This is a genomic window from Terriglobales bacterium, assembly GCA_035454605.1.
GTDB lineage: Bacteria > Acidobacteriota > Terriglobia > Terriglobales > Acidobacteriaceae > DATMAB01.
On record DATIGQ010000150.1, the window covers coordinates 1 to 25,289 of the forward strand.

The 25,289-nt window shown below is 65.0% G+C and carries 23 protein-coding genes; 11 read left to right on the plus strand and 12 right to left on the minus strand.

From position 1 onward, the window contains the following. Together VLE48_10790 and VLE48_10795 are read right to left on the minus strand one after the other, a co-directional pair. A partial coding sequence (locus VLE48_10790; protein HSA93488.1) for an amidohydrolase family protein occupies window positions 1–1,265 on the minus strand: 1,265 nt, incomplete at its 3' end. A gap of 113 nt (window positions 1,266–1,378) precedes the next feature. Further along, window positions 1,379–2,662, minus strand: a complete 1,284-nt coding sequence (locus tag VLE48_10795; protein HSA93489.1) for an amidohydrolase family protein — start codon at window positions 2,660–2,662, stop codon at window positions 1,379–1,381. 90 nt (window positions 2,663–2,752) lie between these two features. On the opposite strand from VLE48_10795, the gene dtd reads away from it, so the two are divergent. After that, entirely contained in the window at window positions 2,753–3,217 is a 465-nt protein-coding gene (gene dtd / locus VLE48_10800; GenBank protein HSA93490.1) for a D-aminoacyl-tRNA deacylase, read from the plus strand. A 63-nt stretch (window positions 3,218–3,280) separates the two neighbouring features. Here dtd and folP read toward each other — a convergent pair whose 3' ends face one another. After that, the gene (gene folP / locus VLE48_10805; protein HSA93491.1) at window positions 3,281–4,153 is read right to left on the minus strand and encodes a dihydropteroate synthase; all 873 of its coding nucleotides are present in this window, start codon (window positions 4,151–4,153) and stop codon (window positions 3,281–3,283) included. 189 nt (window positions 4,154–4,342) lie between these two features. On the opposite strand from folP, the gene dacB reads away from it, so the two are divergent. Next, window positions 4,343–5,935 carry a D-alanyl-D-alanine carboxypeptidase/D-alanyl-D-alanine-endopeptidase gene (gene dacB / locus VLE48_10810; protein ID HSA93492.1) on the plus strand — a complete coding sequence of 531 codons (1,593 nt, stop codon included), beginning with the start codon at window positions 4,343–4,345 and terminating at the stop codon, window positions 5,933–5,935. 14 nt (window positions 5,936–5,949) lie between these two features. On the opposite strand, the gene VLE48_10815 is transcribed toward dacB, so the two are convergent. From VLE48_10815 to VLE48_10825, 3 genes are read right to left on the minus strand one after another with little or no spacing between them, the layout of a single operon-like run. Beyond that, window positions 5,950–6,282, minus strand: a complete 333-nt coding sequence (locus tag VLE48_10815; protein HSA93493.1) for a hypothetical protein — start codon at window positions 6,280–6,282, stop codon at window positions 5,950–5,952. 50 nt (window positions 6,283–6,332) lie between these two features. Beyond that, window positions 6,333–7,091, minus strand: coding sequence for a DUF3891 family protein (locus VLE48_10820; GenBank protein ID HSA93494.1), 759 nt, complete (start codon window positions 7,089–7,091; stop codon window positions 6,333–6,335). 3 nt (window positions 7,092–7,094) lie between these two features. Then, window positions 7,095–7,535 carry a DUF488 family protein gene (locus VLE48_10825; protein HSA93495.1) on the minus strand — a complete coding sequence of 147 codons (441 nt, stop codon included), beginning with the start codon at window positions 7,533–7,535 and terminating at the stop codon, window positions 7,095–7,097. 77 nt (window positions 7,536–7,612) lie between these two features. On the opposite strand from VLE48_10825, the gene VLE48_10830 reads away from it, so the two are divergent. The 8 genes from VLE48_10830 to VLE48_10865 all read left to right on the plus strand — a co-directional run bounded on the left by VLE48_10830 (window position 7,613) and on the right by VLE48_10865 (window position 16,322). Next, window positions 7,613–7,996 carry a cytochrome c gene (locus VLE48_10830; protein HSA93496.1) on the plus strand — a complete coding sequence of 128 codons (384 nt, stop codon included), beginning with the start codon at window positions 7,613–7,615 and terminating at the stop codon, window positions 7,994–7,996. 91 nt (window positions 7,997–8,087) lie between these two features. Beyond that, window positions 8,088–8,996: a lipoyl synthase gene (lipA, locus tag VLE48_10835; protein HSA93497.1), complete on the plus strand. Its 909-nt coding sequence runs from the start codon at window positions 8,088–8,090 to the stop codon at window positions 8,994–8,996. A 151-nt stretch (window positions 8,997–9,147) separates the two neighbouring features. Further along, window positions 9,148–9,498, plus strand: coding sequence for a hypothetical protein (locus tag VLE48_10840; protein ID HSA93498.1), 351 nt, complete (start codon window positions 9,148–9,150; stop codon window positions 9,496–9,498). Window positions 9,499–9,580: 82 nt separating this feature from the next. Further along, window positions 9,581–10,450 carry a DUF4331 family protein gene (locus tag VLE48_10845; protein HSA93499.1) on the plus strand — a complete coding sequence of 290 codons (870 nt, stop codon included), beginning with the start codon at window positions 9,581–9,583 and terminating at the stop codon, window positions 10,448–10,450. A gap of 12 nt (window positions 10,451–10,462) precedes the next feature. Beyond that, the gene (locus VLE48_10850) at window positions 10,463–11,731 is read left to right on the plus strand and encodes a tetratricopeptide repeat protein (protein HSA93500.1); all 1,269 of its coding nucleotides are present in this window, start codon (window positions 10,463–10,465) and stop codon (window positions 11,729–11,731) included. 178 nt (window positions 11,732–11,909) lie between these two features. Further along, a complete protein-coding gene (locus tag VLE48_10855; protein ID HSA93501.1) occupies window positions 11,910–13,664 on the plus strand; it encodes a cyclic nucleotide-binding domain-containing protein in 1,755 nt (584 codons plus the stop codon). A gap of 43 nt (window positions 13,665–13,707) precedes the next feature. Further along, on the plus strand, window positions 13,708–14,817 hold the full coding sequence (locus VLE48_10860) for a hydroxyacid dehydrogenase (GenBank protein HSA93502.1): 1,110 nt from the start codon (window positions 13,708–13,710) through the stop codon (window positions 14,815–14,817). Window positions 14,818–14,912: 95 nt separating this feature from the next. Then, window positions 14,913–16,322 (plus strand): rhodanese-like domain-containing protein, encoded by a 1,410-nt coding sequence (locus VLE48_10865; GenBank protein ID HSA93503.1) that lies wholly within the window; start codon window positions 14,913–14,915, stop codon window positions 16,320–16,322. A 33-nt stretch (window positions 16,323–16,355) separates the two neighbouring features. On the opposite strand, the gene VLE48_10870 is transcribed toward VLE48_10865, so the two are convergent. The 5 genes from VLE48_10870 to VLE48_10890 form a co-directional block, all read right to left on the minus strand. Next, the gene (locus VLE48_10870; protein ID HSA93504.1) at window positions 16,356–18,380 is read right to left on the minus strand and encodes a M13 family metallopeptidase; all 2,025 of its coding nucleotides are present in this window, start codon (window positions 18,378–18,380) and stop codon (window positions 16,356–16,358) included. A gap of 146 nt (window positions 18,381–18,526) precedes the next feature. After that, the gene (locus VLE48_10875) at window positions 18,527–20,554 is read right to left on the minus strand and encodes a M13 family metallopeptidase (protein HSA93505.1); all 2,028 of its coding nucleotides are present in this window, start codon (window positions 20,552–20,554) and stop codon (window positions 18,527–18,529) included. A 32-nt stretch (window positions 20,555–20,586) separates the two neighbouring features. Further along, complete coding sequence (locus VLE48_10880; GenBank protein ID HSA93506.1) at window positions 20,587–21,660, minus strand: MlaD family protein; 1,074 nt, start codon at window positions 21,658–21,660, stop codon at window positions 20,587–20,589. 86 nt (window positions 21,661–21,746) lie between these two features. Then, entirely contained in the window at window positions 21,747–24,122 is a 2,376-nt protein-coding gene (locus VLE48_10885) for a hypothetical protein (protein ID HSA93507.1), read from the minus strand. 73 nt (window positions 24,123–24,195) lie between these two features. After that, complete coding sequence (locus VLE48_10890) at window positions 24,196–24,576, minus strand: holo-[acyl-carrier-protein] synthase (protein HSA93508.1); 381 nt, start codon at window positions 24,574–24,576, stop codon at window positions 24,196–24,198. A gap of 206 nt (window positions 24,577–24,782) precedes the next feature. On the opposite strand from VLE48_10890, the gene VLE48_10895 reads away from it, so the two are divergent. Further along, complete coding sequence (locus VLE48_10895) at window positions 24,783–24,983, plus strand: cold-shock protein (protein ID HSA93509.1); 201 nt, start codon at window positions 24,783–24,785, stop codon at window positions 24,981–24,983. A gap of 89 nt (window positions 24,984–25,072) precedes the next feature. Here VLE48_10895 and VLE48_10900 read toward each other — a convergent pair. Further along, window positions 25,073–25,289 (minus strand): hypothetical protein (locus VLE48_10900; GenBank protein ID HSA93510.1); only part of this gene is annotated, 217 nt, incomplete at its 5' end.

Genomic DNA, 25,289 nt, shown 5'->3' on the forward strand with positions numbered 1-25,289 from the left:
AGGGCGGTCTGGCGGCTGGTGAGAGGGACCTCGCGGCCAGCGATGAAGAGGCGCTTGACGTCGGTGCGGACATCGAGCGGGTCGCCATCGGCGACGACGATGTTGGCGGTCTTGCCGGCATCGAGCGAGCCCAACTGAGCGGCCACGCCCCAGATCTCGGCGGGATTGAGCGTCAACGCCTTCAGGGCTTGGTCGTAAGGGACGCCCCAGGCGACGGCGTAGCCGGCGGCGTAGGGCAGGTTGCGCACATCATGGGCATCGTAGGAGGCGAAAGCGAACTTGATGCCGCGGCGCGCCAATTCGGCGGGCAGGCGATAGACCACATCGTAGCGTTCGTTGTCCTTGGGCGTGGTGTAGATGGGGCCGACGATGACAGGAAGTTTGGCTTCCGCGATCTTGTCCAGCAAGGTCAGCGAATGGGTGATGTGGTTGAGCACGACTTGCAGGTTGAATTCGCGCGCCAGGCTGAGCGCAACTTCAACGTCGCTGGGCTCCGCCGCAGCCAGCACCACGGGCTTCTTGCCGTCGAGATAGGGCAAGAGCGCTTCCAGCCTGAGGTCGCGCTTGGGACGCTCCTTGTCCTTGAGGGTGGGATCCTTTTCCTTGGCCGCCTTGCGCTGCTCGTACTCCTGCCGGCGCTGGCGGTAGTCCTGGGCGTCCAGGAAGGCCTGACGAAGCTGGGCGGCAAGGCCCATGCGAGTCTGGGGGAACTTGCGGCTGTCCCAAGTCTGGTTGCGTCGCTGGGCGCCGGTGAAGTTCATCATGAGCGCGAGGTCGCGGACGACCAGCATCTCGTCGCGGGAACGGCCGTCGAGCTGCACCAGCGAGGCTTGGCCGGGCAGGGTGTTGGTCTCCGCCGGGGCCACGATGGCGTTGGTGATGCCGTTCAGGCGCGTCACCGGGATGAGTTCCGACTCGGCGTGAAAGGCATCGTAGACATGCATGTGGGGCGTGATCTCGTCGCTGGGCTCGACCAGGTCGTTGGTCATCGCAACCGCAGAGATTTCGGTGAGGCCAAGATTGGTCTGCGAGTCGATGAGGCCGGGATAGACGGTCATGCCCTTGACGTCGAGGACGCGCGCGCCCTTGGGGATGGCGACCTCGCCCGCCTTGCCGAGAGCGGTGATTTTGCCGTTTTCCATCACCAGCACACCGTTCTCGATGACGCCGTGAGACACGGTAAGGAGCTTGCCGCCGCGGAGGACGACGGGAGCGGGTGTCTGAGCGGCGAGGGTGAGGGACGACATGGTGATGAGAAGAATCAAGGCAAAAAGGATGCGCGCCTTTCGCGCACCGACGCGAATCGGCGCGCCTAGATCCTTCGCTCGACAAGAAGCAACGGCGTCTCGCTCGGGATGACAACAACGATGTGTGCGCATCAGTTTCCCTCCTTGTACTGCGGCATGCCGTAGCCGGGAAGCGAGCGGTCGAAATAGAGGTCACCGTCGATGAAGACCTGGTCGGCGCGGGCGAAGGTGGAAAGCGGGTAGCTATCCCAGATGACGAGGTCGGCATCCTTGCCCACGTCGATGGAGCCCACGCGATCGTCGACACCGATGATCCAGGCGGGGTTGAGGGTGATCATGCGCAGAGCGTCCTCCTCGGTGGCGCCACCGTAGCGCATGGTCTTGCCGGCTTCCTGGTTGAGGCGGCGGGCGAAATCGTCGGAATCGCTCTTGATGGCGACGCGCACGCCCTTGCGCATGGCCATGACCGCGTTCCAGGGTATGGCGTCCCAAGCTTCGTGCTTGTAGCCCCACCAGTCCGTGAAGGTGGCGATGGCGATGCCCTCCTTGGCGATCTCCTCCGGCACCTTGTAGGCCTCGAGGGCGTGGTGGAAGGCGCGGATCTTGTAGCCGAACTCGTGCGCGATGGCGATCTCGGTGAGGAACTCGTCGGCACGATAGCAGTGGATCTGGACGAGAAGATTCCCGCGCAGGACCTCGGCCAGAGCTTCGAGCTTCAGGTCGCGCTTGGGACGCTTAGCGTCCGAGTCGCCTTTGGCCAGCTTGGCTTCGTACTCCTCCCACTCGTGCATGTAGTCGCGGGCTTCGGCCAGCGCCTGGCGCTGCACGGCGAAGTTGCCCATGCGGGTGGAAGGCATCTGCTTGAGGGTGCCGTAGACGCGCTTGGGGTTCTCGCCGGAAGCGAACTTGATGGAGCGTGGGGCGCCGGCAAAGAGCATCTGGTCGCGACCGAGGCCGTACTTGTGCTTGAAGACGATGGCCTGCCCGCCAATCATGTTGGCCGAGCCGTGCAGGGAGAGCGACGTAGTGACGCCGCCGGCCAGGGAGCGGTAGACCGCCTTGTCGGTGTATTCGAAGGCGTCCTGCATGCGCATGTGGGGCGTGACCGGGCTGGTGGCTTCGTTGACGTCGTCATCAAGCGCGGAGTGCGAGTGAGCGTCGATGATGCCGGGGGTGACGAACCTGCCGGCAGCGTCAACCACGGTGGCCGATGCGGGCGCGTCCACGTTCGCACCGAAGGCCACGATCTTGCCGTCCTTGACGTACACGCTGCCGTTCTCGATGCGCCCATGCGTGACGGTGAGGAGCGTGGCGCTGCGGATGACCAGTTCGTTCTTGCCGGTGGGATGAGTGACGTCCTGGGCGAGGGCGGCGAAACATAAGAGCGGGATGAGTGCGAGAAGCGGTTTTCGCATTGAAGGGACCTCCAAGAAGGGAAGGAGGATTCTAGGAAGTGGCTGGGGTGGCGTCAATGACCTGCTTACTTGAAACTTGAAACCGGAAACTTGACACTTGGTTGCATGCGGGCCGTGGTGCAGCGCGTGAAGCAGGCGTCGGTTGCGGTGAATGGAGAAGTAGTGGGCTCGATTGGCGCGGGCCTGCTGGTATTTGTGGGAGTGGCGCGAGAGGACACGGAAGCCGCGGCGGACTACCTGGCCGACAAGGTTGCGGGCCTGCGCGTCTTCGAAGACGGGGAAGGGAAAATGAATCGCGCGGTCGGCGAAAGCGGCGGGGCCGTACTGGTGGTCTCGCAATTCACGCTGTACGGCGACGTTCGCCGCGGCAAGCGTCCGTCGTTCGACCGGGCGGCGCCGCCAGCGGAGGCGCGGCGCCTGTACGAGTACTTCGTCGAGCGGTTGCGCGCCTTCGGGCTGCGCTGTGAAACCGGCCGCTTTCAGGAAATGATGGACGTGACGCTGGTGAACGACGGGCCGGTGACGATATTGCTGGATTCGGAAAAAACCATCTAACCACAAAGGACACGAAGCAAAACGAAGGGCCAAAAGGTCTAAGGCTTCTTTGCGCTTTCTTGATCAGCTCTTCGCGGCGAGGATGGCGTCGGCGATGCGGGCCGCTTCGACCGATTCCTTGACGTCGTGAACACGCACGATATGCGCGCCCTGGAGGATGGCGGCGGTCATGGAGGCCAGGCTGGCGGAGAGGCGCTGGCCGGGCGGGGCGTCCTGGCCGTTACGCGCCAGCGTTCGGCCAAGGAACGATTTGCGCGAAGTGCCGGCCAGCAATGGGAAATCGAGCCGGCGCAGTTCGCGGAACCGCGCCAGCAAGGGGTAGTTCTCCTCGAAGTTCTTGCCGAAGCCGAAGCCGGGATCGAGCACGATGCGGTCGCGGGCGACGCCGGCGTCGAGCGCCTGCTGCGCCCAGTGCGCGAGGTCGCGCAGCACACGGCCGGGGAGGTTGTCGATGGGCGCGAGCGTGCGCCATTCTTCCGGGCGTCCGCGCATGTGCATGAGGATGCAGCCGCAGGCGAGTTCGGCCACGGCGCCGGCCATGGCGGGGTCCCAGCGGAAGGCGCTGATGTCGTTGATGATCTCGGCGCCGGCTTCGACGGCGCGGCGGGCGACGCCAGACTTATAGGTATCCACGGAAATGATGGCCTGCGGCCGCCCGCGCAGGACGCCTTCAATCACCGGCAGGACGCGCCGCAGTTCCTCTTCCTCCGGAACGCGGTCGGCCGAGCCCGGACGAGTGGACTCGCCGCCGATGTCGAGCAGATCGGCGCCTTCGTCGAGCAGGCGCAGGGCGTGGGCGACAGCGAGGTCGGGATCGAGGTAGAGGCCGCCGTCGGAGAAAGAGTCGGGCGTGACATTGACCACGCCCATGACGAGAGTACGCGAGCCCAGCTCAAGTGAGCGGGACTTGAGCCGCCAGGTGAAGGGGGGGCGCATAAAGGCAGTTTCGAGTTTCTGGCTTCTGGTTTCCAGTTGCAAGTCCCGTGGCGGAAAGCCAAGCACAAAGGACACCCTTCGACAGGCTCACGGCAGGCTCCGGCAACACGAAGGAGGGGTGCCGGCTTGCCAACGTCTTGCCGGCGGAAACCGAGGGCGAGGACGGCAAACTCCGCTAGAATTCTCCTGATGCATAAGCGTTGCCGAGTTGCGGTCGTTGTTGTGCTGATCCTGATTGCGTCGCAGGCGGTTGCCGCGACGAAGGCCGAGAAGGCGCGCCAGAAGGTCCTGGCGGCGAAGATCGACGCCATTCTGGCCGAGCCGCAAGCGGCGCGCGGCTTCTGGGGCGTCGAGGTAGTGTCGCTGCGCAGCGGCACGACGCTCTACGAGCGCAATGCGGAGAAGCTGTTCACGCCGGCGTCGAACACCAAGCTTTTCATCACGGCGGCGGCTTTGGCGCTGATCGGGCCGGAGCACAAGTTCCGCACCACGGTAGAGGCGGCTGCGGCACCCGACCGCTACGGGCGCATCAGCGGGGACCTGATGCTGGTGGGGCGGGGCGATCCGAATCTCTCCGGCCGGACGCTGCCCTACAAGACGCGCACCGAGCGCGGGCAACCGCCGGTGTTCGTGCTGGAGCAACTGGCGGACCAACTGGCGGCGCGCGGCGTGCGGGTGGTGGAGGGCGACGTGGTCGCCGACGACACCTACTTCGTCTTCGAGCGCTACGCGGAAGGCTGGTCGTACGACGATGTGGCGCGGGCCTGGGGCGCGCCAGTCTCGGCGTTGTCGCTCAACGACAACGTGCTGTTCATCCGCATCCTGCCCGGCGAGCGGGCGGGCGAGAAGGCCTTCGTCACGCTGGACCCGTTCCCCGAAACCTTCCAGATCGACAACCGGCTGGTGACCACGGCGGCAGGCAGCGGACCGCGCAACGTGGTGGTGGACCGGCAGCCGGGTTCCAACACACTGACGCTATGGGGTTCGATCCCGGCGGACGACACGGGCACGAGTGAGGCCATCGCGCTGGAAGATCCAGCGGATTTTTCCGCGCGCATTTTCCGGCGGCTGCTGGAGCGACGCGGCATCAATGTTTACGGGAAGGCGCGCGCCCGACACCAGGAGCCCATGGGACTGCCGACCTTTCACGTCACGGCGACAGCCAGCGCCGGCGGTGGTCCGGTAGAGACCGGCTCTGCCGTGCCGCGGACCGTCGTGCTGGCAACGCATGAGTCGCTGCCGCTGCTGGAAGACCTCCGAGTCATTAACAAGGTCAGCCAGAACCTGCACGCGGAGATGGCGCTGCGACTGCTGGGGCGCGAGAAAGGGACGGCGGGATCGATCGAGGCCGGGCTCTCGGTGTTGCAGTTTTTCCTCACGCCGGCGGGAGTGAACCCAGCGGAAGTAGTGTTGTATGACGGATCCGGGCTTTCGCGGAAGAACCTGGTTTCACCGCGGGCGGTGGTGGGCCTTCTGCGCTATGCGGCAGGTCAGCCCTGGGGCGCAGCTTACCGCGAGACGCTGCCGGTCGCGGGCCAGGACGGGTCGCTGGCCGAGCGCTTCCGCGGCACAGGCGCCGAAGGGCGGGTGCAGGCCAAGACGGGGTCCATGGAGCATGTGAAGTCGCTCTCCGGATACCTGACGACGCTCGGGGGCGAGCCCATCGCGTTCTCCATCCTCTCCAACAACCACACCTTTTCCTACGAGCAAGCCGACGCCGTGATTGACCGCATCGTGCAAGCGGTGGTGGACGATCGGACAGCGAGGCGGCGAAAGAAGTAGGACCTGGTGGCGGTTCAGGTCTTCCTGGTGTACTCGACGTAGGCTTCGCCCATGCCGACGCGCACCCGAGTAGCCAGCGCTTTTTCGCCTTCCAGGCAACGGGTGCACAAACAAGCATAATCGAGGATGGTGCCGTCCTCGCGTTCCGAACGCACGGGCAGGACATGGCGCACGTGCGCGCGGCATACCGAGCACAGCGCGCCGCCGTGCAGACCGTATTGCAGTTCCGCGAAAGAGATGAGCAGGCGCTCGCGTTTCTTGTCCGGGGGAGCGTCCTTGGTCTCGTCGAGCGTCTTGAGATACTCCTGCCAGAGCTCGGGCGGGATCGGCCTGTGCTTGTTCGTCATGCGGGCGTGAGTATTTGACCACCGGCCAGTCACGGGCTGCAACTGACAAGCTAGCGAAGATCGTACGTGAAGCGCGTCGGGCTGGATTCTCCGGGCTGGGGAGGAAACCGGAAGGCGGGAACCGTGAGCCGGATGCGGCGCGAAAGCGGGGAAGGGTCGAGCACGGCCGTGTCGCCATCCCAGGCGAGCTGTAAGGGGAGTGGCGCGCGCGCGAACTCCACCGGCTGCCGGGAGCCGCAGCAGAGATAGAGCGAGACCAGGTCGCACAACTGGAGTACGTCCACCAGCGTCTCGACCTCCTGCGGGGTTTGCGACTGGCGGTCGAATAAATGCGCACGCCGCTCTTCCTCGCGCCGGACGAAGACTTGCACCAGGGCGGCATCGGCAGCGGGACGCATTTCTGCAACGCTACGGGCCAGGCGCAGGAAGTGGCCGGCGACCATCAAGCCGCCGAGGGGGCCGACGCTGAGAGCGGCCTCGATCGATCCCGTCCAGGCGGCCAGCATCGACATCACGGGGACGTCGAGGAAGGAGAGAGGCCGTGGGCGGCTGTGGTCCGCGAGCACAGCGTCATCGACCGGCGTCCAGCCGGCGTCGTGCAGGGCGATGGCGCGCACTGCGTCGGAATCGAGCGGCGCGGTCTTGGCGGGATTGAAGTGGGCAGCGAGGTCGCCGGCCAGCAGAGCGTGATCCGCTTGGGGAATGAGCCACCAGGCGCTTGCCGGCCTTTGTTGCGCGTGCAGGATGACGTCCCAGGCGGTGGCGGCGTACGAGGACGGGGACTCGGCCGGAATGGGAAAAAGGATCAAACGTCACCGACGGCGCACGGCGCGAGCTCGCATGCGCGCGGCGGCCGCCGGTCCGGCGGTCGAAGGCGGCTTGCGCATGCCTTCCAGCAGTTCCTTGAGGACGGTGGCGTTGTTGTGCTCGGTGTTGCGGGAGGCATAGACCAGGGTCAGCGGCCGCGGCTTATCGGCCAGCCGGTAAAGCTCCTCGAGCGCGCGCGAGGCGGCCGGCTCCGCCAGTTCCCTCAGGTAAAGCGCGCGAAAGCGCATCCAGTGCGAAGGGCGAGCGTGGAACCAGCGACGCAGCCCGTCGGAGGGGGCCAGGTCCTTCAGCCAGGCGTGGAGCCGGGCCGCCTGCTTGTTCACGCCGCGCGGCCACAGGCGGTCCACCAGGACGCGGGTGCCGTCCGTCCTGGCGGGCTTCTCATAGGCGCGTTTGAGCAGAACTTCCATAGGCGGGATGTTCATGATAGCCCGCGTCGCGGGGCAGGGAAAAGGGCGCGTTGACGCCGAGGTGCGGCGGGGATAGCATCCGGTTTTCGTCCATGGGGATGCAGCGCATTCATCCCAGTCCGCTTCTCTTCGTTTGCACGCTGCTGGGCGTGTTGCTTTCGGTGATGGCGGGCTGCCAGAAGGACACGCGCCCCAAGAGCGATGCCGAGCTGGGCCTGACGCCGCAGCAGGCCCGCGGCCGCCGCGTCTATGATGCCCACTGCCTGGTCTGCCATGAGGCCTACAGCGGAGACGAGCAGCGCGGGCCCACGCTGATGGGCATGTACAAGAAGCGCCAGTTGCCGAGCGGCGCTCCCGCCAACGACGAGCGCGTGCGCGACGCCATCGTCGCCGGCCGGGCCAAGATGCCGGGCTACAGCAATCTCCTGACGGCGCAGCAGGTGGACGATCTGATCGCGTACATGCACACGCTGTAGAGAGAGTGAGCAGTACCGAGTCCCGAGTTGTCCTCCCCGGCGGTTAAAGCGGCAACTCCTGCGACGGCTGCCATTTACAATAGAAATGCCGATGGCCGCTTCCTTCCAGCTCGTGCAAATCGCGCCGGTGCCGCTGCGCCCGCAGGCGAAGCCGGAGTGGCTGAAGGCGCGCGCGCCGATGGGAGAGAACTTCCACGAACTGAAAGTGCTGGCGCGCTCGCTGGGCCTGCACACAGTGTGCGAGTCGGCGCATTGCCCCAACATCGGCGAGTGCTGGAACCACCGCACGGCAACGTTCATGCTGCTGGGCGACGTGTGCACGCGCCGCTGCGGCTTCTGTGCCGTGCCCAAGGGACGTCCCGGGCCCATCGACCGGGACGAGCCTGGGAGGGTGGCGGAAGCTGTGGCCACGCTGGGGCTGAGGCACGCGGTGGTGACCAGCGTGAATCGCGATGACGACAACCTGGGCGGGGCACGGATCTTCGCCGAAACCATTCGCCAGATTCGCCGCCGGGCTCCGGGCTGCCGCGTGGAGGTGCTGATCCCGGACTTCCAGGGTGACGAAGAATCGCTGCGGGCGGTCCTCGACGCCCGTCCCGATGTGCTCAACCACAACACCGAGACCGTTCCCCGCCTTTACCGCACGGTGCGCTCGGGAGCACGCTACCAGCGCTCGCTCGACCTGCTGGCGCACGCCAAGCAACTCTCACCCACAATGGTGACCAAGTCCGGGCTGATGGCCGGCCTGGGCGAGAGCATGGACGAACTGCTCGCAGTGTTCCGCGACCTTGCGGAACGCGGAGTCGATATCCTTACCGTCGGCCAGTACCTGCGACCTACGCTCGACCATCTGCCGGTGGCCCGCTACTACACGCCGGATGAGTTCCGGTCCCTGAAGGAAGAAGCGATGGCCATGGGCTTTCGCCACGTGGAGTCCGGCCCGCTGGTCCGCTCCAGCTACCACGCCCACGAACACACCGACGCCGCCCTGAAAGAGTAGGGACAGCTTTCGCGGCGAGTCGCGGCCTCTTGCCGGCGACGCGGATGCCGACGGCCGGGTCCGGGTTGCTCCGCCCGGCGAGACCATTGCGAGCCGGCCACCACATCTTCTTGCCTTCCGCTCCCATCTAAGGAATGAGGAGGAAGGCATCATGCGTACCAACTCCCAAAGACTTTTCCTTGCTGCAGGGCTGACGCTGCTCACACTGGCGCTTCTGGGTTGCCCGGAGCAGACCACCATCGGGCAGATCAACGCCGACCCCGGCCGCTACCTGAACAAGGAAGTCGGTGTGTCGGGCACGGTGACGGAATCTTTCGGTGTCCTGAACAAAGGCGTGTATCAAGTGGACGACGGCACCGGCCGCCTGTGGGTGTTCTCGGAGCGGTACGGCGTGCCGACCCAGGGAGCGCGCGTGCAAGTGGCCGGCCGCATCACGCCTACGGTGACCTTCAGCGGGCGGAGCTTCACGAACATCCTGCGCGAGACCCAACGGCGGAGGTGACACCCGCGAGTACCCATTTCCTTGACAATTGCGCGGCGTTCGCCGGATTCTATTGCCCCGCCTCCCCCCAAGAGGGGCATGCATGCGAAACGCCGCGATTCTTTGCCTGGCACTGTTTACCGTGTCTGCTTTGGGGTCGGATCACTCCGACTCACCCACCGGTCCGCAGGGCGCGCGCCTGGACGCGAACCTGAGCGATCTGCATGTCTTCACCCAGGGCCAGAACCTGGTGTTGAGCATGTGCTCGAACACGGCCATCCCGCCGTCGGCGACCAGTTACGTCTTCCCCAGCGACGTGACCTTCAAGTTTCACCTCGACGTGACGTCCGAGGTCGGTGCGGATGATCCCAGCGGCTACGGCGGTACCATCCTGGACCCGGACCACATCAAGGACGACATCGTATTCCGCATCCGGTTCCGATCCGATGGCTCGACTGAACTCAAGCGGATGATACGAGGCGTTGCCACGAAGGACCCACAGATCGTGAATTTCTTCGCCGGCCTGCGGGACGACGCGTTCATCCGCACGCCGCGTGCCGGACGCAACTCGGCCTGCATGGTGCTCGAAGTGCCGCTTTCCTCCGTGCTGCGGAGGCAAAGCACGATCCTGGTGTGGGCCACCAGCAAGGTCGATGACTTTGACGGTCCTTTCCAGGACCTGGTGGGGGAACCGCTGCGGGCCATGTTCCCGGAGCAGCAGCCGCTCAACAGCATGTCCATGTCGCAGCAGATGCGGAAGATGGGCGTCATGCCGGCGCCTATCATCTTCGACACGTCCAGGCCCGCGGCCTTCCCCAATGGCCGGGCGCTGACCGACGACGTCGTAGACCTGATGTGCTCCCTGGCGAGCGAGTGCCGCGTGTTCAACAGCGAGAACCCCTCACCCACTACGAACGACGTCCCATTCCTCGATACGTTCCCGTATCTTGCGCCGCCGCACCCGGCGCCGTAGCCGGGCGCTGTGATGCGCCTGCAGAAAAGGGTTCTGGCCGTTTTGTGGCTGGCGCTGGTGGCGGGCCTGATGGCTTACGCACAGCAGCCCGGGAGCGCTGACCCGGACGCCCGCATCCGCTATTACCGGCAACGAATCGGCGGACGCTCGACCTATCCCGCCTATGCACGGCTGGGTCTCGCCTTCGCCGACAAGGCGCGTGCCTCCGGGCGGGTTTCGTACTACCTCGACGCGGCGCGCTATCTGGAGCGCTCGCTTTCCATGCAGCGCAACTATGAAGCCCTGCTGGGGCTCTCCACGGTTTCGCTGGCGCTGCATCGCTTTCCGGAAGCGCGGACCTACGCCCAGGAGGCGGTGGACACGATGGCAGGCGATCCTTCGGCGCGAGGCGCGCTCTTCGACGCCCACCTGGCGATGGGGGATCTCCAGGCGGCTGAGGCCGCGCTGGAAAGAATGCAGGAGCGCACAGACTTCAGCTATCTCATCCGCCTGGCCGCGTTCCATGAATATCAGGGCGAGTCAGCCGACGCACTGCGCGAGGTGGAGCAAGCCTGCGCTCTTCCGGAGATGCAATCGGCTCCGGCCACCACCCGGGCGTGGTGCGAGGTGCGACGAGGCTCGCTGCAACTGGCACAGTGTCATCCTGACCGGGCGCGCGCGGCCTATGAGCGCGCACTGACCCTGGCTCCTTCCTATTTCCTTGCCGGAGAGCACCTGGCGGAACTGGACGCCGCCGAAGGGAAGACGCGGCAGGCGCTGCGCTTCTATGAGAAGCAGTGGAAGGCCGCGCCTGATCCGCGTTATCGCATCGCGCAGGGCGATCTCTACGCCGCCGCCGGGAAGCCACAGCAGGCTGCCGAGCAGCGCCGGCGTGCACGTTCCGAACTGCTGCAACGCGCCGCCGGGAATATTCGTGACGCCTGGCACGAACTGGCGCTGCTCGAGGCGGACGATGCCAAGACGCGTGCCGAGGCCGTGCGATGGGCAGAAAAGGACTGGCAGAACCGCCAGGATGTTCATGCCGCCGATGCGCTGGCCTGGGCATGGGCGCAGCAGGGCGACACTCCCAAGGCCGAAGCTGCGCTGGAGCCGGCCATGGCTCCCGGCAGCGCTTCCCCCCTGCTCCTGCTGCATGCTTCGCTTATCCGCTGGCGGAGCGGCCGCGCGGATGAGGCGCATGCGCTGCTGGCGAAAGCACTCGTGTGCCCGGTCGCTCTGAGCCCGCAGGAACGCCGGCTGGCGGAGCAAGTCAAGAGTGAGCTTGCTTCACCGAAGCGCTGAGATCAGCGGGCGTATCACAGAATCTTGTGACAAAAGTCACTGACCTCTCACCCATTGCAGCGGATGCTCGGGGCGGAGATCACGGCGTTCGCCGCAGGCGCGTGCTCCACGTGCTTTCGAACTGGCCGCGCAGCGCTTCCGGTCTGAGCGCTTGGATGATTGGATGAGAGGAAGAGCCATGACGCCCTCGAGGGTCGACCCGCACTCGCGTTCTGACGGACTGAAGCTGCACAAGAACTCCCGCGTGGCCGTGATCGGCGCCGGTCCGGCGGGATCGTTCTTCGCGTACTTTCTTCTCCAGTTCGCCCAGCGGATGGGCTTCAGCCCGCACATCGACATCTACGAGCCCAAGGACTTCTCCCAGCCCGGACCCAAGAGCTGCAACATGTGCGGCGGCATCGTCTCGGAATCGCTGGTGCAGAACCTGGCCGCCGAAGGCATTCATCTTCCGACGAAGGTTGTGCAGAGGAGTATCGATTCTTACTACCTCCACATGGACGTGGGCAGCGTACGCATCCAGACACCCGGGGAGGAGAAGCGCATCGCTTCCGTGCACCGGGGCGGCGGCCCGCGCGGCATCAAGGACATTCGCTACTCAAGCTTCGACAGCCACTTGCTCGGCCTGGCGGTGGAAAAAGGCGCCCGCCAGGTTGTTTCCCGTGTAGAGGGTGCGGATTGGAGCGCCGGTCGTCCGCGGCTGCGGACATCGGCCGGCGAAACGGAACCTTACGACCTGCTGGCCGTGGCCTCCGGAATCAATTCCTACGCGCCCAAACTTCTGGAGGGCCTTGCCGGGCCGTATCAACCGCCGAAGACCACCAAGACCTATATCGCCGAGTACTACCTGGGGAAGGAGACCATCAAGGTTTATCTGGGCAGCGCCATGCATGTGTTTCTGCTCGATCTACCGCGCCTGGAGTTTGCCGCCCTGATTCCCAAAGGCGACTACGTCACCTTATGCCTGCTGGGGCTCGACATCGACAAGCCGCTGGTGGACTCGTTTCTCAGCTCCCCGGTGGTCAAGGAATGCCTGCCGCCCAACTGGCAGGCGCCCGACGACTTCTGCCATTGCTCCCCGCGGATCAATATCGCCGGAGCGGAGCAGCCTTTCGGCGACCGACTGGTATTCATCGGCGATGCCGGAATCACGCGCTTGTACAAAGATGGAATCGGCGCGGGCTACCGCACCGCCAAGGCCGCAGCCCGCACCGCCGTGTTCCACGGAATCTCGGCCGAGGATTTCCGGAAACATTACCGGCCGGTGTGCCGGTCCATCGCCTCCGACAATGCCATCGGGAAGTTCGTGTTCGCGGTTTCCGGGCTGGTGAAGAAGAGCCGGGTGGGCCGGCGCGGCATCTGGAAGATGGTTTCGCGCGAGCAGCGCACCGCGGGAGGATACCGGCGCCTGAGTTCGGTGCTGTGGGACACGTTCACCGGCAGCGCTCCCTACCGTGACGTATTCCAGCGCACCCTGCATCCGGCCTTCTGGAGCCGGTTGTTCACCGAAATTCTGGCCGCCGGCTGGCCCAAAAGCCTGAAGCGGCGCAAGAGGAGGGAATTCATGATCAGCGGCGTACTGGGCAGGTATTTCCACGATGGCGAAGTGATCTTTCACCAGGGAGAAGCGGGAGACTGCATGTACGTGGTCCAGAGAGGAGAAGTGGAAGTGCTGCGCCGGGACGGCGACAAGGAATACTGCCTGGCGGTGCTGGGTGAGGAGGAGTTCTTCGGCGAGACGGCCATGTTCGCTGACGATGTCCGCACCACCACGGTGCGCGCCCTCGGGGACGCCTGTGTGCTCACCCTGGAAAAGAGCGACTTCCTGCGCCGGGTCCACGAGGATCCTGCTCTGGCCTTCCGCATGATGGAAAAGATGTCCCACCGCATCCACGAGTTGGAAGAAGCCATGGTTCGCACGGCCACTGTCGCCTAGACTTGAGGAGGACAGCACCAGCGGTTCCGGGACGGAGGTTCCCATGAAGGCGGCTCTTCTCGAGGCTAAGGACTGGGAACGCGAGTACCTGCGCGAGCGCTTGCCGGGCCACACCTTCTTTTTCAGCGAAGAGCCGCTTGAAGCGGCCATGCTGCCGCAGCTTCAGGACTGCGAAATCCTCTCCCCCTTCATCTATTCCCAGATCAACGCCGAGGTGCTTGCGGCCCTGCCGGGGCTGCGCCTGGTGGCTACGCGCTCGACCGGATTCGACCACGTGGATCTGCAAGCCTGTGCGGCCCGCGGCATCACGGTCGCCAATGTGCCCAGTTACGGCGAGAACACGGTCGCCGAGCACACCTTCGCCCTGATCCTGTCGCTCTCCCGCAAGATCCACCAGTCCTACGTGCGCGTCCAGCGCGGAGACTTCTCCCTGGAAGGGCTCACCGGCTTCGATCTGAAGGGCAAGACCCTGGGGGTGGTGGGAGCAGGAAAGATCGGCCTGCACGTCATCAAGGTGGGACGCGGTTTCGGCATGCGCGTCCTCGCCTATGACCCGTTCCACAACCCGTTTCTGGCTGAATTGCTCGGCTACGAGTACGTGGGAATCGAGGAACTGCTCGGCTCGAGCGACATCGTCACGTTGCACATGCCGTTCTCACCGGCCGTGCACCACTTCATGGACCAGGAGAAGTTCCGGCGCATGAGGCGGGGAGCGCTGTTCATCAACACCGCCCGCGGCCGCCTGGTGGACACGGAGGCGCTGCTGGAAGCCCTGGAAAGCGGCCACCTTGCCGGCGCCGGACTGGACGTGGTGGAAGGGGAGGAACTGATCCAGGAAGAGAGACAGCTGCTTGACCTGAAAACACAGAGCCTGGACAAGCTGCAGGCCGTCGTCCGCACCCATGTCCTGTTCCGGCACGAGAATGTCATCTTCACTCCCCACAATGCCTTCAACAGCCGGGAGGCGCTGGAACGCATCCTCGACACGACCATCGAGAACATCCGGAGCTTTGCCGCGGGCACTCCCACCAACGTGGTGCGGGCACCGGGTGTCCCCGCCAGCCCACAACGCCAAGCCGGTACGGGCCGGGGACCGCAGCTTGTGGCCCCGAGCCAACCCCAACCTACGGGCACCAAGGGACCGAGGACATGACCACCTGCTCCCATGGCGCGTGCGTAGGCTTGCGGCGGTCCGCGTCGCCCGCTCACTGACAGGGCAAGCCCGCGCGTGTATCATCTTTTTCCGTCATGCGCATCGAACGCTTTGAAGTACCCGGGCTGGCCCACTACTCGTACGTGATCGTTTCCGCAGGCAGCGCGGCTGTGGTCGATCCACGGCGCGACATCGACGTGTACCTGGACTACGCCGCCTCCCACGGGCTGAAGATCACGCACGTGCTGGAGACGCACATTCATGCCGACTACGCCTCCGGGGCGCGCGAGCTGGTGGAGGACACCGGCGCCGAAGCCTGGTTGAGCGGCCACGACGAGGGCGAGGACTTCCAGTACCAATTCCCGCACCGCGACTTCCGCGACGGAGAGGAACTGGACCTGGGTGAGGCGCGGGTGGTGGCCATGCACACGCCCGGGCACACGCCCGAGCACCTGGCGTTCCTGGTATACGAGCGCGGGCGAAAGCATCCGCTGGCGATGCTCTCCGGCGATTTCGTTTTCGTGGGCTCGCTGGGGCGGCCGGACCTGCTGGGTGAGGCGGCGAAACAGCGCCTGGCGGGCGAACTCTACCAGAGCGTGCACGAGCGCCTGAAGCATCTGCCGGACGGCGTCCAGGTTCTGCCCGCGCATGGCGCGGGCTCGCTTTGCGGGGCGGGCATGGGCGAGCGTCCCTTCACCACGCTGGGCTACGAGCGGGCTTCCAACATTTTCTTCGGCCTGCGCTCGCGCGAGGAGTTCGTCGACCGCATCCTGGGAACTGTCCCGCCGTTTCCGGAGTACTACAAGCGCATGAAGCGGGTGAACTCGGAAGGGGCGCGGCCGCTGGGCGGCATCCCGGATGGCGGCGCGCTGGTGCCCGAAGACTTCGAGACCCTGATCGAGAAGAAGAACGCGGTGGTGATCGACCTGCGCCGGCCGGAAGCGTTCGGTGGGACGCATGTTCCGGGCGCTTTCTCCATCGGCGGCGACCAGAACCTCTCCATGTGGGCCGCGTGGGTGGTGCCGTACGACACCCCCATCCTGCTGGTGGGCGAAGAAAACTCGGATTGCGAGGCAGCGCGGCGCTCGCTCATCCGCGTGGGCCTGGATGACATCTGCGGCTATCTGCGCGGCGGTATGCGCTCCTGGATCCTGGAGGGATACCCGCAGGAGCACGTTCCGCAGGTCTCCGTGTACGAGCTGGCGGAGAAGCAGCACGCCAACTCGGCCTGCGTGCTCGACGTGCGCACGGTGGGAGAGTGGAACTCGGGCCACGTGCAGGGCGCGATGCACATCATGGCCGGCGAGCTGCCGCAGAGCATCGGCCAAGTGCCGCGCGACCGCGAGGTTTACCTCGTCTGCGGCTCCGGCTACCGCTCCAGTATCGCCTCGAGCATCCTGCGGCGAGCCGGCTACGCGAACGTCCACAACGTGACCGGCGGCATGACGGCATGGAAGAATGCCGGGCTGCCGGTGGTGACGGAACAAGCGGCCTGCGCAGCGTGAACGAGCACCAGCTATGAGCTACTAGCTGGTTTCTTACCACACGCGGCAGGCGTTCTCGCGCACCATGGGATCCCCTTTCTTGCAGCCGAACGCCTTCTGAAACTCAGGCGAGTTGGAGACCACGCCGTTCACGCGGAAGCGTCCCGGTGAATGCGGATCGGTGAGCGCGGAGGTGCGTTCGCGCTCGGGGGTGACGTTCTGACACCAGATCTGCCCGTAGCCGAGGAAGAAGCGCTGCTCGGCGGTGAAGCCGTCGATCTTCTCCGGCTGCTTGCCGCCCAGCGTGTCCCACAACGCCATCAGCGCAATACGGTTGCCGCCGTTGTCGGCGGTGTTCTCGCCCAGGGTGAGCTTGCCATTCAGCTTGACGCCCTCGATGGGTGAGTAGCCGCTGTACTGGTCGGCGATACACGCGGCGCGCCGCTCGAACTCCTTGCCATCCTCCGGCGTCCACCAGTCGCGCAGGGTGCCCTGGGGATCGTAGCGACGGCCGGAATCATCGAAGCCATGCGTGAGTTCGTGGCCGATCACAACGCCAATAGCGCCGAAGTTCACCGCGTCATCGATGTCGTTGCTGTAGAACGGCGGCTGCAAGATGCCGGCGGGGAAGGAGATGCGGTTCTGCAGCGGCGAGTAGCCGGCATTCACGGTGGGAGGGGTGAACGGCCACTCCGTGCGGTCCACCGGGTTGCCGATCTTGCGCAGCCGCCGCCGGTTCTCGAAGACGTTGGAGCGCAGCGAGTTGCCCAGTCCGTCGCCGCGCTTGATGGTGAGCGCGGAGTAGTCGCGCCACTTATCCGGATAACCGATCATGTTGAAGATGGCGTCCAGCTTTTCCTTGGCGCGCTGCTTGGTTTCCGGGCCCATCCAGTCGAGCTGTTCGATGTCGCGCGCCAGCGCTTTTTCGAGCGCGTGCACCATCTTCAGCGTGCGTTCCTTGCCTTCGGCGCCGAAGGTCAGCTCCACGTACTTCTGCCCCAGCGCCTGGCCCAGGTCGCCGTCCACCGCGTTGGCGCAGCGCTTCCAGCGCGGCTGGATTTCTTTTGCGCCCTGCAAAGTCTTCTGGAAGAAGTTGAAATTCTCCTGCTGGAAGCGTTCCGGAAGGAACTGCGCCGCCAGCGTGACGACGCGCCACTTGAGGTAGGCCTTGAGGGTGGGCAGGTCGGTTTCGTTCACGGCGGCTTCCAGTCCTTTGAAGAACCCGGGGTTGGCCACGTTGAGCTCGGTGAAAGCCGGAGCGCCGATACCTTCGTAATACATGGTCCACTGGATGGAGGGCGCCAGCGCCTCGAAGTCGCTGCGCTTCATCCAGTGGTCGAGGTTGTTGGGGTTGCGACGGGTGACCGGGTCCTGCGCGTTCCTGGCCAGCGACGTCTCCAGCTTCATGATGGCTGTGGCGGTGTTTTTCGCGGTGGCCGGCGATTGGCCCAGCAGCTCGAGCATCTTGCCGACGTGCTCCACGTACTGGATGCGGATCTCTCCCGACTTGGCGTCGTCCTTGAAGTAGAAGTCCTTGTTAGGCAAGCCAAGGCCGCCCTGGTCCGCCCAGGCGCCGGTGGTGGAGGAGTTCTTGAGCTGCGGGACAGCGCCGAACCCGAATAGAGCGTTCGAGCCGGCGTCATGGAGCGTGATCAGCACCTGGGTCAGGCCGGCTTTGGATTTCAACTTGTCGATCTGCTTAAGGTACGGCCGCAGCGGCTTCAGGCCCTTCTTCTCGATGGCAGCCTGGTCCATGCAGGCCTCATAGTAGTCGCCGATCTTCTGCTCCACGGCCGAGCGGCTGGGGTCCTTGGCGCGGTACTTCTCCAGGATGTTACGCAGGACGTAGCGGTTGCGCTCGCGCAGCTCGTCGAAGCGGCCCCAGCGCGTCTGGTCCGGCGGGACGGGGTTGTTGGCGTTCCACTTGCCGCAGGCGTACTGGAAGAAATCCTGGCACGGGTTGACGGACGTATCCATGGCATCCAGGTCAAGGCTCTTCATGGGTCTGGGCCCGTCGGACTGTGCCCACAGCGTGCCCACCAGCATCCCCAAAAGGCACATCACTCGAATCACTCGCATGACTTGTCCCTCCCGGAACTCGCAAGAACGAAATTGTGCTAGAAGCTAGGAGCCTGAGGCTCAAAGCCGAAGCAGATTGGGACCAAGCGGCCCCTTTCATCCGTTAGACGGACCAAAACGCGCAGCAGAAGCAAGCACCGCGGGGGTCACCAGACCCGGCAAGCGTTCTCCCGCACCATGGGCTGTCCCTTCTTGCAGGAGAACGCCTTCTGAAACTCGGGCATGTTGGAAATGACACCGATCACGCGGAAGCGCCCGGGCGAGTGCGGATCGATGGTGGCCAGCATCTTGGCCCGCTGCTCGGTGACGTTCTGACACCAGACCTGTCCCCAGCCCACAAAGAAACGCTGCTCCGGGGTGAAACCGTCGATGGGCTCCGCTTGCTTGCCGGCGAGCATGTCCATGAGCGCCATGTAAGCGATGCGCAGGCCGCCGTTGTCGGCGGTGTTCTCGCCCAGGGTGAGCTTGCCGTTCAGCTTCACGCCCTCCATGGGAGAAAACTCGCTGTACTCGTCGGCGATGCAACTGGCGCGCTTTTCGAACTCCCTGGCGTCCTCCTCGGTCCACCAGTCGCTGAGGTTGCCCTTGGGATCGAACTTGCGGCCCTCGTCGTCGAAGCCGTGGGTGAGCTCGTGCCCGATGACCGCGCCGATCCCGCCGAAGTTCACGGCGTCATCCATGTTGCGGTCGAAGAAGGGCGGTTGCAGGATGCCGGCGGGAAAGTTGATGTTGTTCTGCTGGGGATCGTAATAGGCGTTCACCGTGGGCGGCGTCATGAACCACTCCTTGAGGTCCACCGGCTTGCCGATCTTGTCCAGTTGCCGCGCGAACTCAAACTGGTTGCCGCGCGCGACGTTGCCCGCCAGGTCGTCGGGCGCAATGCGGATGCTGGAGTAGTCGCGATACTTTTCCGGGTATCCGATCTTGTTGGCGATGGCGTGCAGCTTCTCCAGCGCTTTCTTCTTGGTCGCTTCGGTCATCCAGGGGAGGTCCTTAATGTCGCGCTCCAGGGCCGCTTCGAGGGCACTCACCATCTTCAGCATGCGCTGCTTACCCTCGGCGCCGAAGGTGGCTTCCACGTAGAGCTGCCCCAGGGCTTCACCCAGGGCGTCGTCGGTCCGATCCACGCAGCGCTTCCAGCGCGGCCGGTTCTCCTTGGCGCCGGTGAGCTTGCGGCCGAAGAAATCAAAATTCTCCTCGACGATAGCGGAAGACAGAAGAGGCGCATTGGCGCGGACCACCTGCCAGCGCAAGTAGGTCTGCAGGTCACCCAGGCTGCGCGACGTGAGCACGCCCTCCAGGCCCTTGAAGAAATCGGGCACGCGCACATTCAGGGTCTCGATGGGCGGCACTCCCGCCGCCTTCATATAAGCGCTCCAGTTGAACGAGGGGCTGAGGGCGGCCAGATCCTCGACCTTCATGCGGTGATAAATGTTGGCGGGCTCGCGGCGCTTCACTCGCTCCATGGAGGCTTCCGCCAGCCGGGTCTCGATCTCCACGACTGTCTTGGCGTCGGCTGCGGCCTTTTCCGGGGAGTCGCCCAGCATCCCGAACATCTTCTCCAGGTGCTCCAGGTACTGCTTGCGATTCTCGACAAACCTGGGATCGTCCTTGAGGTAGTAATCCCGATCGGGCAAGCTCAGACCGCGCTGATCGGTTACGGCGATGACTTCAGTGGCGTCCTTGAAGTCCTGTTCGGAGTCGGTGCGGAACAAGGCGTTCACGCCCGACCGGTGCAAGTCCGCGAGCAACGCCGGCAACTCGGCCTTGCTCTTGAGGGCGGCAATGCGCTGGAGTTCGGGCGAGATAGGCTTGAAGCCCTGCGCGTCTGCGGCCTTCTCATCCATGCACGCCGCGTAGAACGTTCCGACTTGCTGCTCCACCGCACTGGCCCCGGTCTTCTTGGCCGCGGCCTTGTCCAGGATGTCGCGCAGGACTTCGTTGTTCCGTTCCTGAAGTTCGCTGCCCCGTCCCCAACTGGAGCGGTCGGCGGGGATCGGGTTCTTGGCGCGCCAGCCGCCGCAGGAGTACTGATAGAAGTCGGTGCAGGGGTCAACGCTGCGGTCCATCGCATCCAGACTGAAACCGCGCGCCGGGCCGCTCTTCTCCCCCTGGGCGGCAGCGGTGAGCGCTGCCAGAATCAACGTGAACGCAAGTGCAAGTGTGGTTCGCATGGATCTCCTCATATCAGTTTGGCGCGCAAGGCTCAGAACAGCTTGAAGCGAATGGTCAGGTACTTCTTCGGGTTTTCGCGTACCGCCTGGATCAGGTTGCGGGTTTCGACCAGCATCTGGTCGGCGTTGGTGTAAATCGAAGGATCGCGTAAGAGCTTTCCGGCGGTGCCCTCGCCGGCCTCCAGGCGGTCGGCGATCTGCGAGAGCCGGGTCACGGTGTTGTCCACCCGCTTGGCGAACTCTTCGTCACGAAGGATCTTGCCCATGGTTCCCTTGCCCGCCTCGACGTCGGTCATGACGCGGCTGGCCTTGGCCATGGTCTGCTCCGCCTGCTCGTAGAGCTTGGGATCGTTGATGAACTTACCGGCTGAGCCCTCGCCTCTCTCGATCTTGTCGATAATGCAGTTCAGCTTTTCCACCGAGGCATTGGCGCGGCGGTAGAGCTCTTCGTCCTTCAACAGCTTTCCGACTGTGCCTTCGCCACGGCTGACACCCCGCAGCAAGCTGCGGACCTCGTTCAGCGTCTCATTGGCCTTGTTGAAGAGAGTGGGGTCGTAGATGAACTTGCCGATCGAGCCCTCGCCGCGCTCCACCGCGGCCACGATGCGGTCCAGCCGTTTGAGCAGAACGTTCATGTTTTCCAGCGTGGTCTGGCTGGCGCGCACCACGTCCTGCAGGCCGGGCCGCTCTTCCGAGGGAAGGACGTCGCCGTCGGCGGCCTGCGGCCCTTTGGCCTCGGCGCTGAAGATATCGATATAGGTTTCGCCCAGTGCGCCGCGCGTGTTCAGCGAGGCGATCGAGTCCTTGCGCAGGCGCTCGTGATACATGGTGGAGAGCTTCATGGTCACCTCCACCGGTTGCTGGGGCCGACCCTGCACGATGCGGATGCCGGTGACGTTGCCGATGTCCACGCCCTGCAGGCTCACGGGCGCGCCCTGGCGCAGGCCTTCGGCGTTGTCGAAGTAGGCCTTGACCTCGATGGTGCCGCCGAACAGCCCGGTGGTGCCGGTGACCAGAAAAACGGCCACCGCCAGCACCGCGCTGGAGACCAGCACGGTGACTCCCACACGGAGCTCGGCCCATGTGACCTGCCTGCGGCTGGGCAACTTGCTCCTCCGGAGCCGGCGCGCCTGAGGACGAAACCGCGCGCGCCAGCAGAGCGCCGCATCATATCAGATGGAGTTTGCAGGCGTCAGCCCTCCGCGCGCCGCCACAGGGACGTAGCGGTGGCGGCCAGCGCATAGGCGGCAGCGCCGGTGGCCAGGGTTGCCCCCAATCCCCACTGGATGGCGATCACCACCGCCAGGGTCGAGCCCAGTACGCTGGCGGCAGCGTTGAGCGCGAAGGCCCACTCGATGGTTTCCTCGCCACCCCCGGCCAGGGCCCGCAGGCCGGTGGGGAACGGCATTCCCATGATGAACCCCAGAGGAAGCAGCAGCACCCCGCACAACAGCAGCTTGGCGACGAAGGGCAGTCCGACCAGCCGCGCCAGCAGCGGGGGCAGCAGGTACACGTAGGCCGCGACCACCAGCACGATCCCCGCCAGCACCATCCGCACGCGCACCGGCTGCGCCAGCCAGCGACGCGCCGTGACGCTGCCGACGCCGCTCGCCAACAACATCAGGAACACCACCACCGTAAGCGCGTACGTGGGGTGTCCGAGGAAGAGCACGAAACGCTGGATGAGGGCGATCTCCACCAGGATGTATCCCAAACCCACGGCCACGAAGTAGAAGAGGCGCAGCATGTTGTGGCCGCGCACTCCGGTGCGCACCGCCAGGGGCAGGATCAAGAACAACGCCACCGCTCCCAGCGAAATGCCCAGCAGCATGACCAGCACCGCCACGCCCAGGTTGATGCGCCAATCGATGCCCCGGGCTTCGCCGCCTATGGCGCCCGCAATCACGTCTTCGGCCTTCACGGTGAAGAAAAAGAACGGGTTGTCGTCCGTCACCGGGGCCACGTTATAGGGATAGTCCTGCGCGAACCCCCAGGGATCGCCACTCTGTATCAGCCGGGTGAAGGGATTCGATTCCTGCGTGGAAGGGGTGTAGAGCACGCGCAAGTGGGTGTGTTCCCGCAGGTGCGCGTGCAGCGCGGCTTCCTCCCCGGCGGTGAAAGGAGAGCGCTTGATGAGCACGGTCACCGGCACGCCGTCCTCATCCAAGGGGGAATTGGCCACAATCAGGAAGTGGGCATCGGCACGTTGCACGCCCAGCGTCCTCAGCGCCGCCATGCCCTGCGAGACGACGCGCAGCGCTTCTCGAGGCTGGCGGAATTCCCAGCGGGTCACCGCCAGCATGCCGTCCGGCTTCAGGTGCTCGAAGTACTCGCGAAAGGCTTCCACGGTGTAGAGATTGTTCTCGCTGAGCGCGAACACGCCTGCCGAGGTGGCCGCCCAGGTGTCCACCAGGGTCATCTGCACCACGTCGTAGAGTTCCGGGCTCGAGCGCAGGAAACTGCGCCCGTCACTGACGTGGATGTGCACCTCAGGCTGCTCGTACAGGCGCTGCGAATAGTCGCGATACTTGTCGAGCATGATGGTGTTGACGATGACCGGGTTGATCTCGATGCCGGTGATGTTGCGGCTGCCCCCGGCCAGCGCCCGGATGACGTCCACGCCGCCCCCCGGCCCGATGATGGCGTAGTCCCCCTGCGGGCGGAGCACGTTCACCACCGCCGGGACGCCGGAAAAGATCCTGCGCCTCATTTCCGGCTGCTGCGCGATGCGCGGGTCGATGTTCATGATGGCGGTTTGCGCGTCGGCGTCGATCACCGCGTACTTCGCTTGCCCCACCTCCTGTACCTCCACCCGGGAGATGGCGTTCCAGCGGGAGAACTCGATCTTGGGCTGCTCGCGGTTGACGGCGCGCACATACTTGCGGTCGAACACGTCGCCGCGAAAGTTCACGGCGATGAGCGCCAGCATCACCACCGCCATGCGCAGGGCGGTGTTGCGTTGCGCCCGCTTCGGGGCCCACACCGCAGAGCATGCCGCCATCGCCAGTGCCGAAGCCAGGATGGCATTGGGCGCTCCGATGGTGTTCAGCGCCGGGACCACCAGCAGGCAGGCCAGCGCGCCACCCATCAGGTCCGCGCCGTAGAGATGAGAGACCTTCTTCGCCTCCCGCGCGAACACCAGCGAGAGCACCAGCCCACAAAGGAAAAACGGAACGCTGGTCGCCAGGTACACCGCGGAAAGCTTGCCGAAGTTGCGCCAGGTCAATTCGGGCGAGACCGGCACGATCAGGATGATGGCCAGGGCCAAGACCGTGGCCACGACGTTCAGCACGCAGACGCGCGCCACCAGCGCACTGGTCTCCCACTGGGCCAGCCACCGGCGACCCAGGAAGGCGAACACGCCGCCCGCACCCAGCCCGAGGAGGGCCACCCCGATAGCCAGGAAGGCGAAGTGGTAGAAGAGCACCACGGAGAAGAGGCGGGTGCAGGCCAGCTCCAGCAGGAGCATGCTGAAGCTCACCAGGGCTACGCCCACCAACATGCGCCGCGGCGGCACTTCGTGCGCGCCCGGCGCTTCCACCAGCGGCAGGACCTGGGTGTCACTCATGCGCGTCGGCCCGTGAGGCATCCGTCGGTGCGGCGATTCCGAGGTTGGACCATGCTCGACCTAGTCCTCCGGGCTAATCGCTCTCCAAGATGACTTGCGCGATGGCCTGCTCTGCAGTGTGGGAGAGCGAAAGCGCCGCGCGCCTGGTTCCCAGGCTGGCGGCAAAGGCGGCTGCCTTGCCGGAAAAGTGGAGGGTAGGGCGACCACCGGGCTCGCGCCGCACCTCGACCTCGCGCCAGGCCACGCCGCGCCTCCAGCCTGTGCCCAGCGCCTTGAGCGCGGCCTCCTTGGCGGCGAAGCGGGCGGCGTAGCGCTCGGCACGATTGCGCTTGGAATCGCAGTAGCGGATCTCGTTTGGGGTGAACACGCGCTCCAGGAAGCGCTGACCGAAGCGCTCGATGGCCGCCGCCACCCGCGGCACCTCCACGATGTCCACGCCCGTGCCGACGATCATCTGCGCCTCGTGGCGAACTAAAGTACCACATGGCCCGGTTGCCCTCCCGGGCACCCATTTTTGCCTTTCCGACCCTTCTGCGGTATGCTCTAAGCGCGTTCGATGGAAGGGGTTTCAGAGCGGTTCGGCTTTACGGCTACACCTGCCTCTGCGGTTTTCCGCTTCAGTCCAGCGCAAATCCAACAAACAAAGGAATTACCCGCAACATGGAACAAGGAATTGTGAAGTGGTTCAATGACGCCAAGGGCTACGGCTTCATCAGCCGTCAGAACGGTGAGGATGTTTTCGTGCATTTCTCGGCCATCCAGTCAGAGGGCTTTCGCTCCCTGAAAGAAGGCCAAGCCGTGCAGTTCAACCTCGTCAAGGGACCCAAGGGCTGGCAGGCGGAGAACGTTACCGCTCTCTAAGATCCAGCGTTTCAACGAAAGGGGCGGCCGCGAGGCCGCCCTTTTTGTTTCCGCGAGTGCGATTCAAGCGCAGAGGCCGCAGAGAAGAATCACAGACTGCGCAACGCCTGCACCACAACCTCGTCCTGCTCGGGGAACACGGTGCGGAAGTCGAGCAGCACGCGGCCTTCGTCGACGCGCGCGATGACGGGCGGGTCGAAGGCGCGCAGGCGAGCCGCGATCTCGTTCGCGCTCAGCTCGTCACAAGTCACGGCCAGCACGAAGGTGGGCAGCATGGCTCCCGGGGTGGAGCCGCCCCCGATCACG

Excerpts from the sequence above, each read along its gene's own strand:
- VLE48_10845 (HSA93499.1), top strand. The coding sequence starts at position 9,581 with ATGCGAAACGCCGCGATTCTTTGCCTGGCACTGTTTACCGTGTCTGCT.
- VLE48_10830 (HSA93496.1), top strand. The coding sequence starts at position 7,613 with ATGGGGATGCAGCGCATTCATCCCAGTCCGCTTCTCTTCGTTTGCACG.
- VLE48_10890 (HSA93508.1), bottom strand. The coding sequence starts at position 24,576 with ATGATCGTCGGCACGGGCGTGGACATCGTGGAGGTGCCGCGGGTGGCG.
- VLE48_10895 (HSA93509.1), top strand. The coding sequence starts at position 24,783 with ATGGAACAAGGAATTGTGAAGTGGTTCAATGACGCCAAGGGCTACGGC.
- lipA (HSA93497.1), top strand. The coding sequence starts at position 8,088 with ATGGCCGCTTCCTTCCAGCTCGTGCAAATCGCGCCGGTGCCGCTGCGC.
- VLE48_10865 (HSA93503.1), top strand. The coding sequence starts at position 14,913 with ATGCGCATCGAACGCTTTGAAGTACCCGGGCTGGCCCACTACTCGTAC.
- folP (HSA93491.1), bottom strand. The coding sequence starts at position 4,153 with ATGCGCCCCCCCTTCACCTGGCGGCTCAAGTCCCGCTCACTTGAGCTG.
- VLE48_10795 (HSA93489.1), bottom strand. The coding sequence starts at position 2,662 with ATGCGAAAACCGCTTCTCGCACTCATCCCGCTCTTATGTTTCGCCGCC.
- VLE48_10855 (HSA93501.1), top strand. The coding sequence starts at position 11,910 with ATGACGCCCTCGAGGGTCGACCCGCACTCGCGTTCTGACGGACTGAAG.
- VLE48_10850 (HSA93500.1), top strand. The coding sequence starts at position 10,463 with ATGCGCCTGCAGAAAAGGGTTCTGGCCGTTTTGTGGCTGGCGCTGGTG.
- VLE48_10840 (HSA93498.1), top strand. The coding sequence starts at position 9,148 with ATGCGTACCAACTCCCAAAGACTTTTCCTTGCTGCAGGGCTGACGCTG.
- VLE48_10825 (HSA93495.1), bottom strand. The coding sequence starts at position 7,535 with ATGAACATCCCGCCTATGGAAGTTCTGCTCAAACGCGCCTATGAGAAG.
- VLE48_10870 (HSA93504.1), bottom strand. The coding sequence starts at position 18,380 with ATGCGAGTGATTCGAGTGATGTGCCTTTTGGGGATGCTGGTGGGCACG.
- VLE48_10875 (HSA93505.1), bottom strand. The coding sequence starts at position 20,554 with ATGCGAACCACACTTGCACTTGCGTTCACGTTGATTCTGGCAGCGCTC.
- VLE48_10885 (HSA93507.1), bottom strand. The coding sequence starts at position 24,122 with ATGAGTGACACCCAGGTCCTGCCGCTGGTGGAAGCGCCGGGCGCGCAC.
- dacB (HSA93492.1), top strand. The coding sequence starts at position 4,343 with ATGCATAAGCGTTGCCGAGTTGCGGTCGTTGTTGTGCTGATCCTGATT.
- VLE48_10815 (HSA93493.1), bottom strand. The coding sequence starts at position 6,282 with ATGACGAACAAGCACAGGCCGATCCCGCCCGAGCTCTGGCAGGAGTAT.
- VLE48_10860 (HSA93502.1), top strand. The coding sequence starts at position 13,708 with ATGAAGGCGGCTCTTCTCGAGGCTAAGGACTGGGAACGCGAGTACCTG.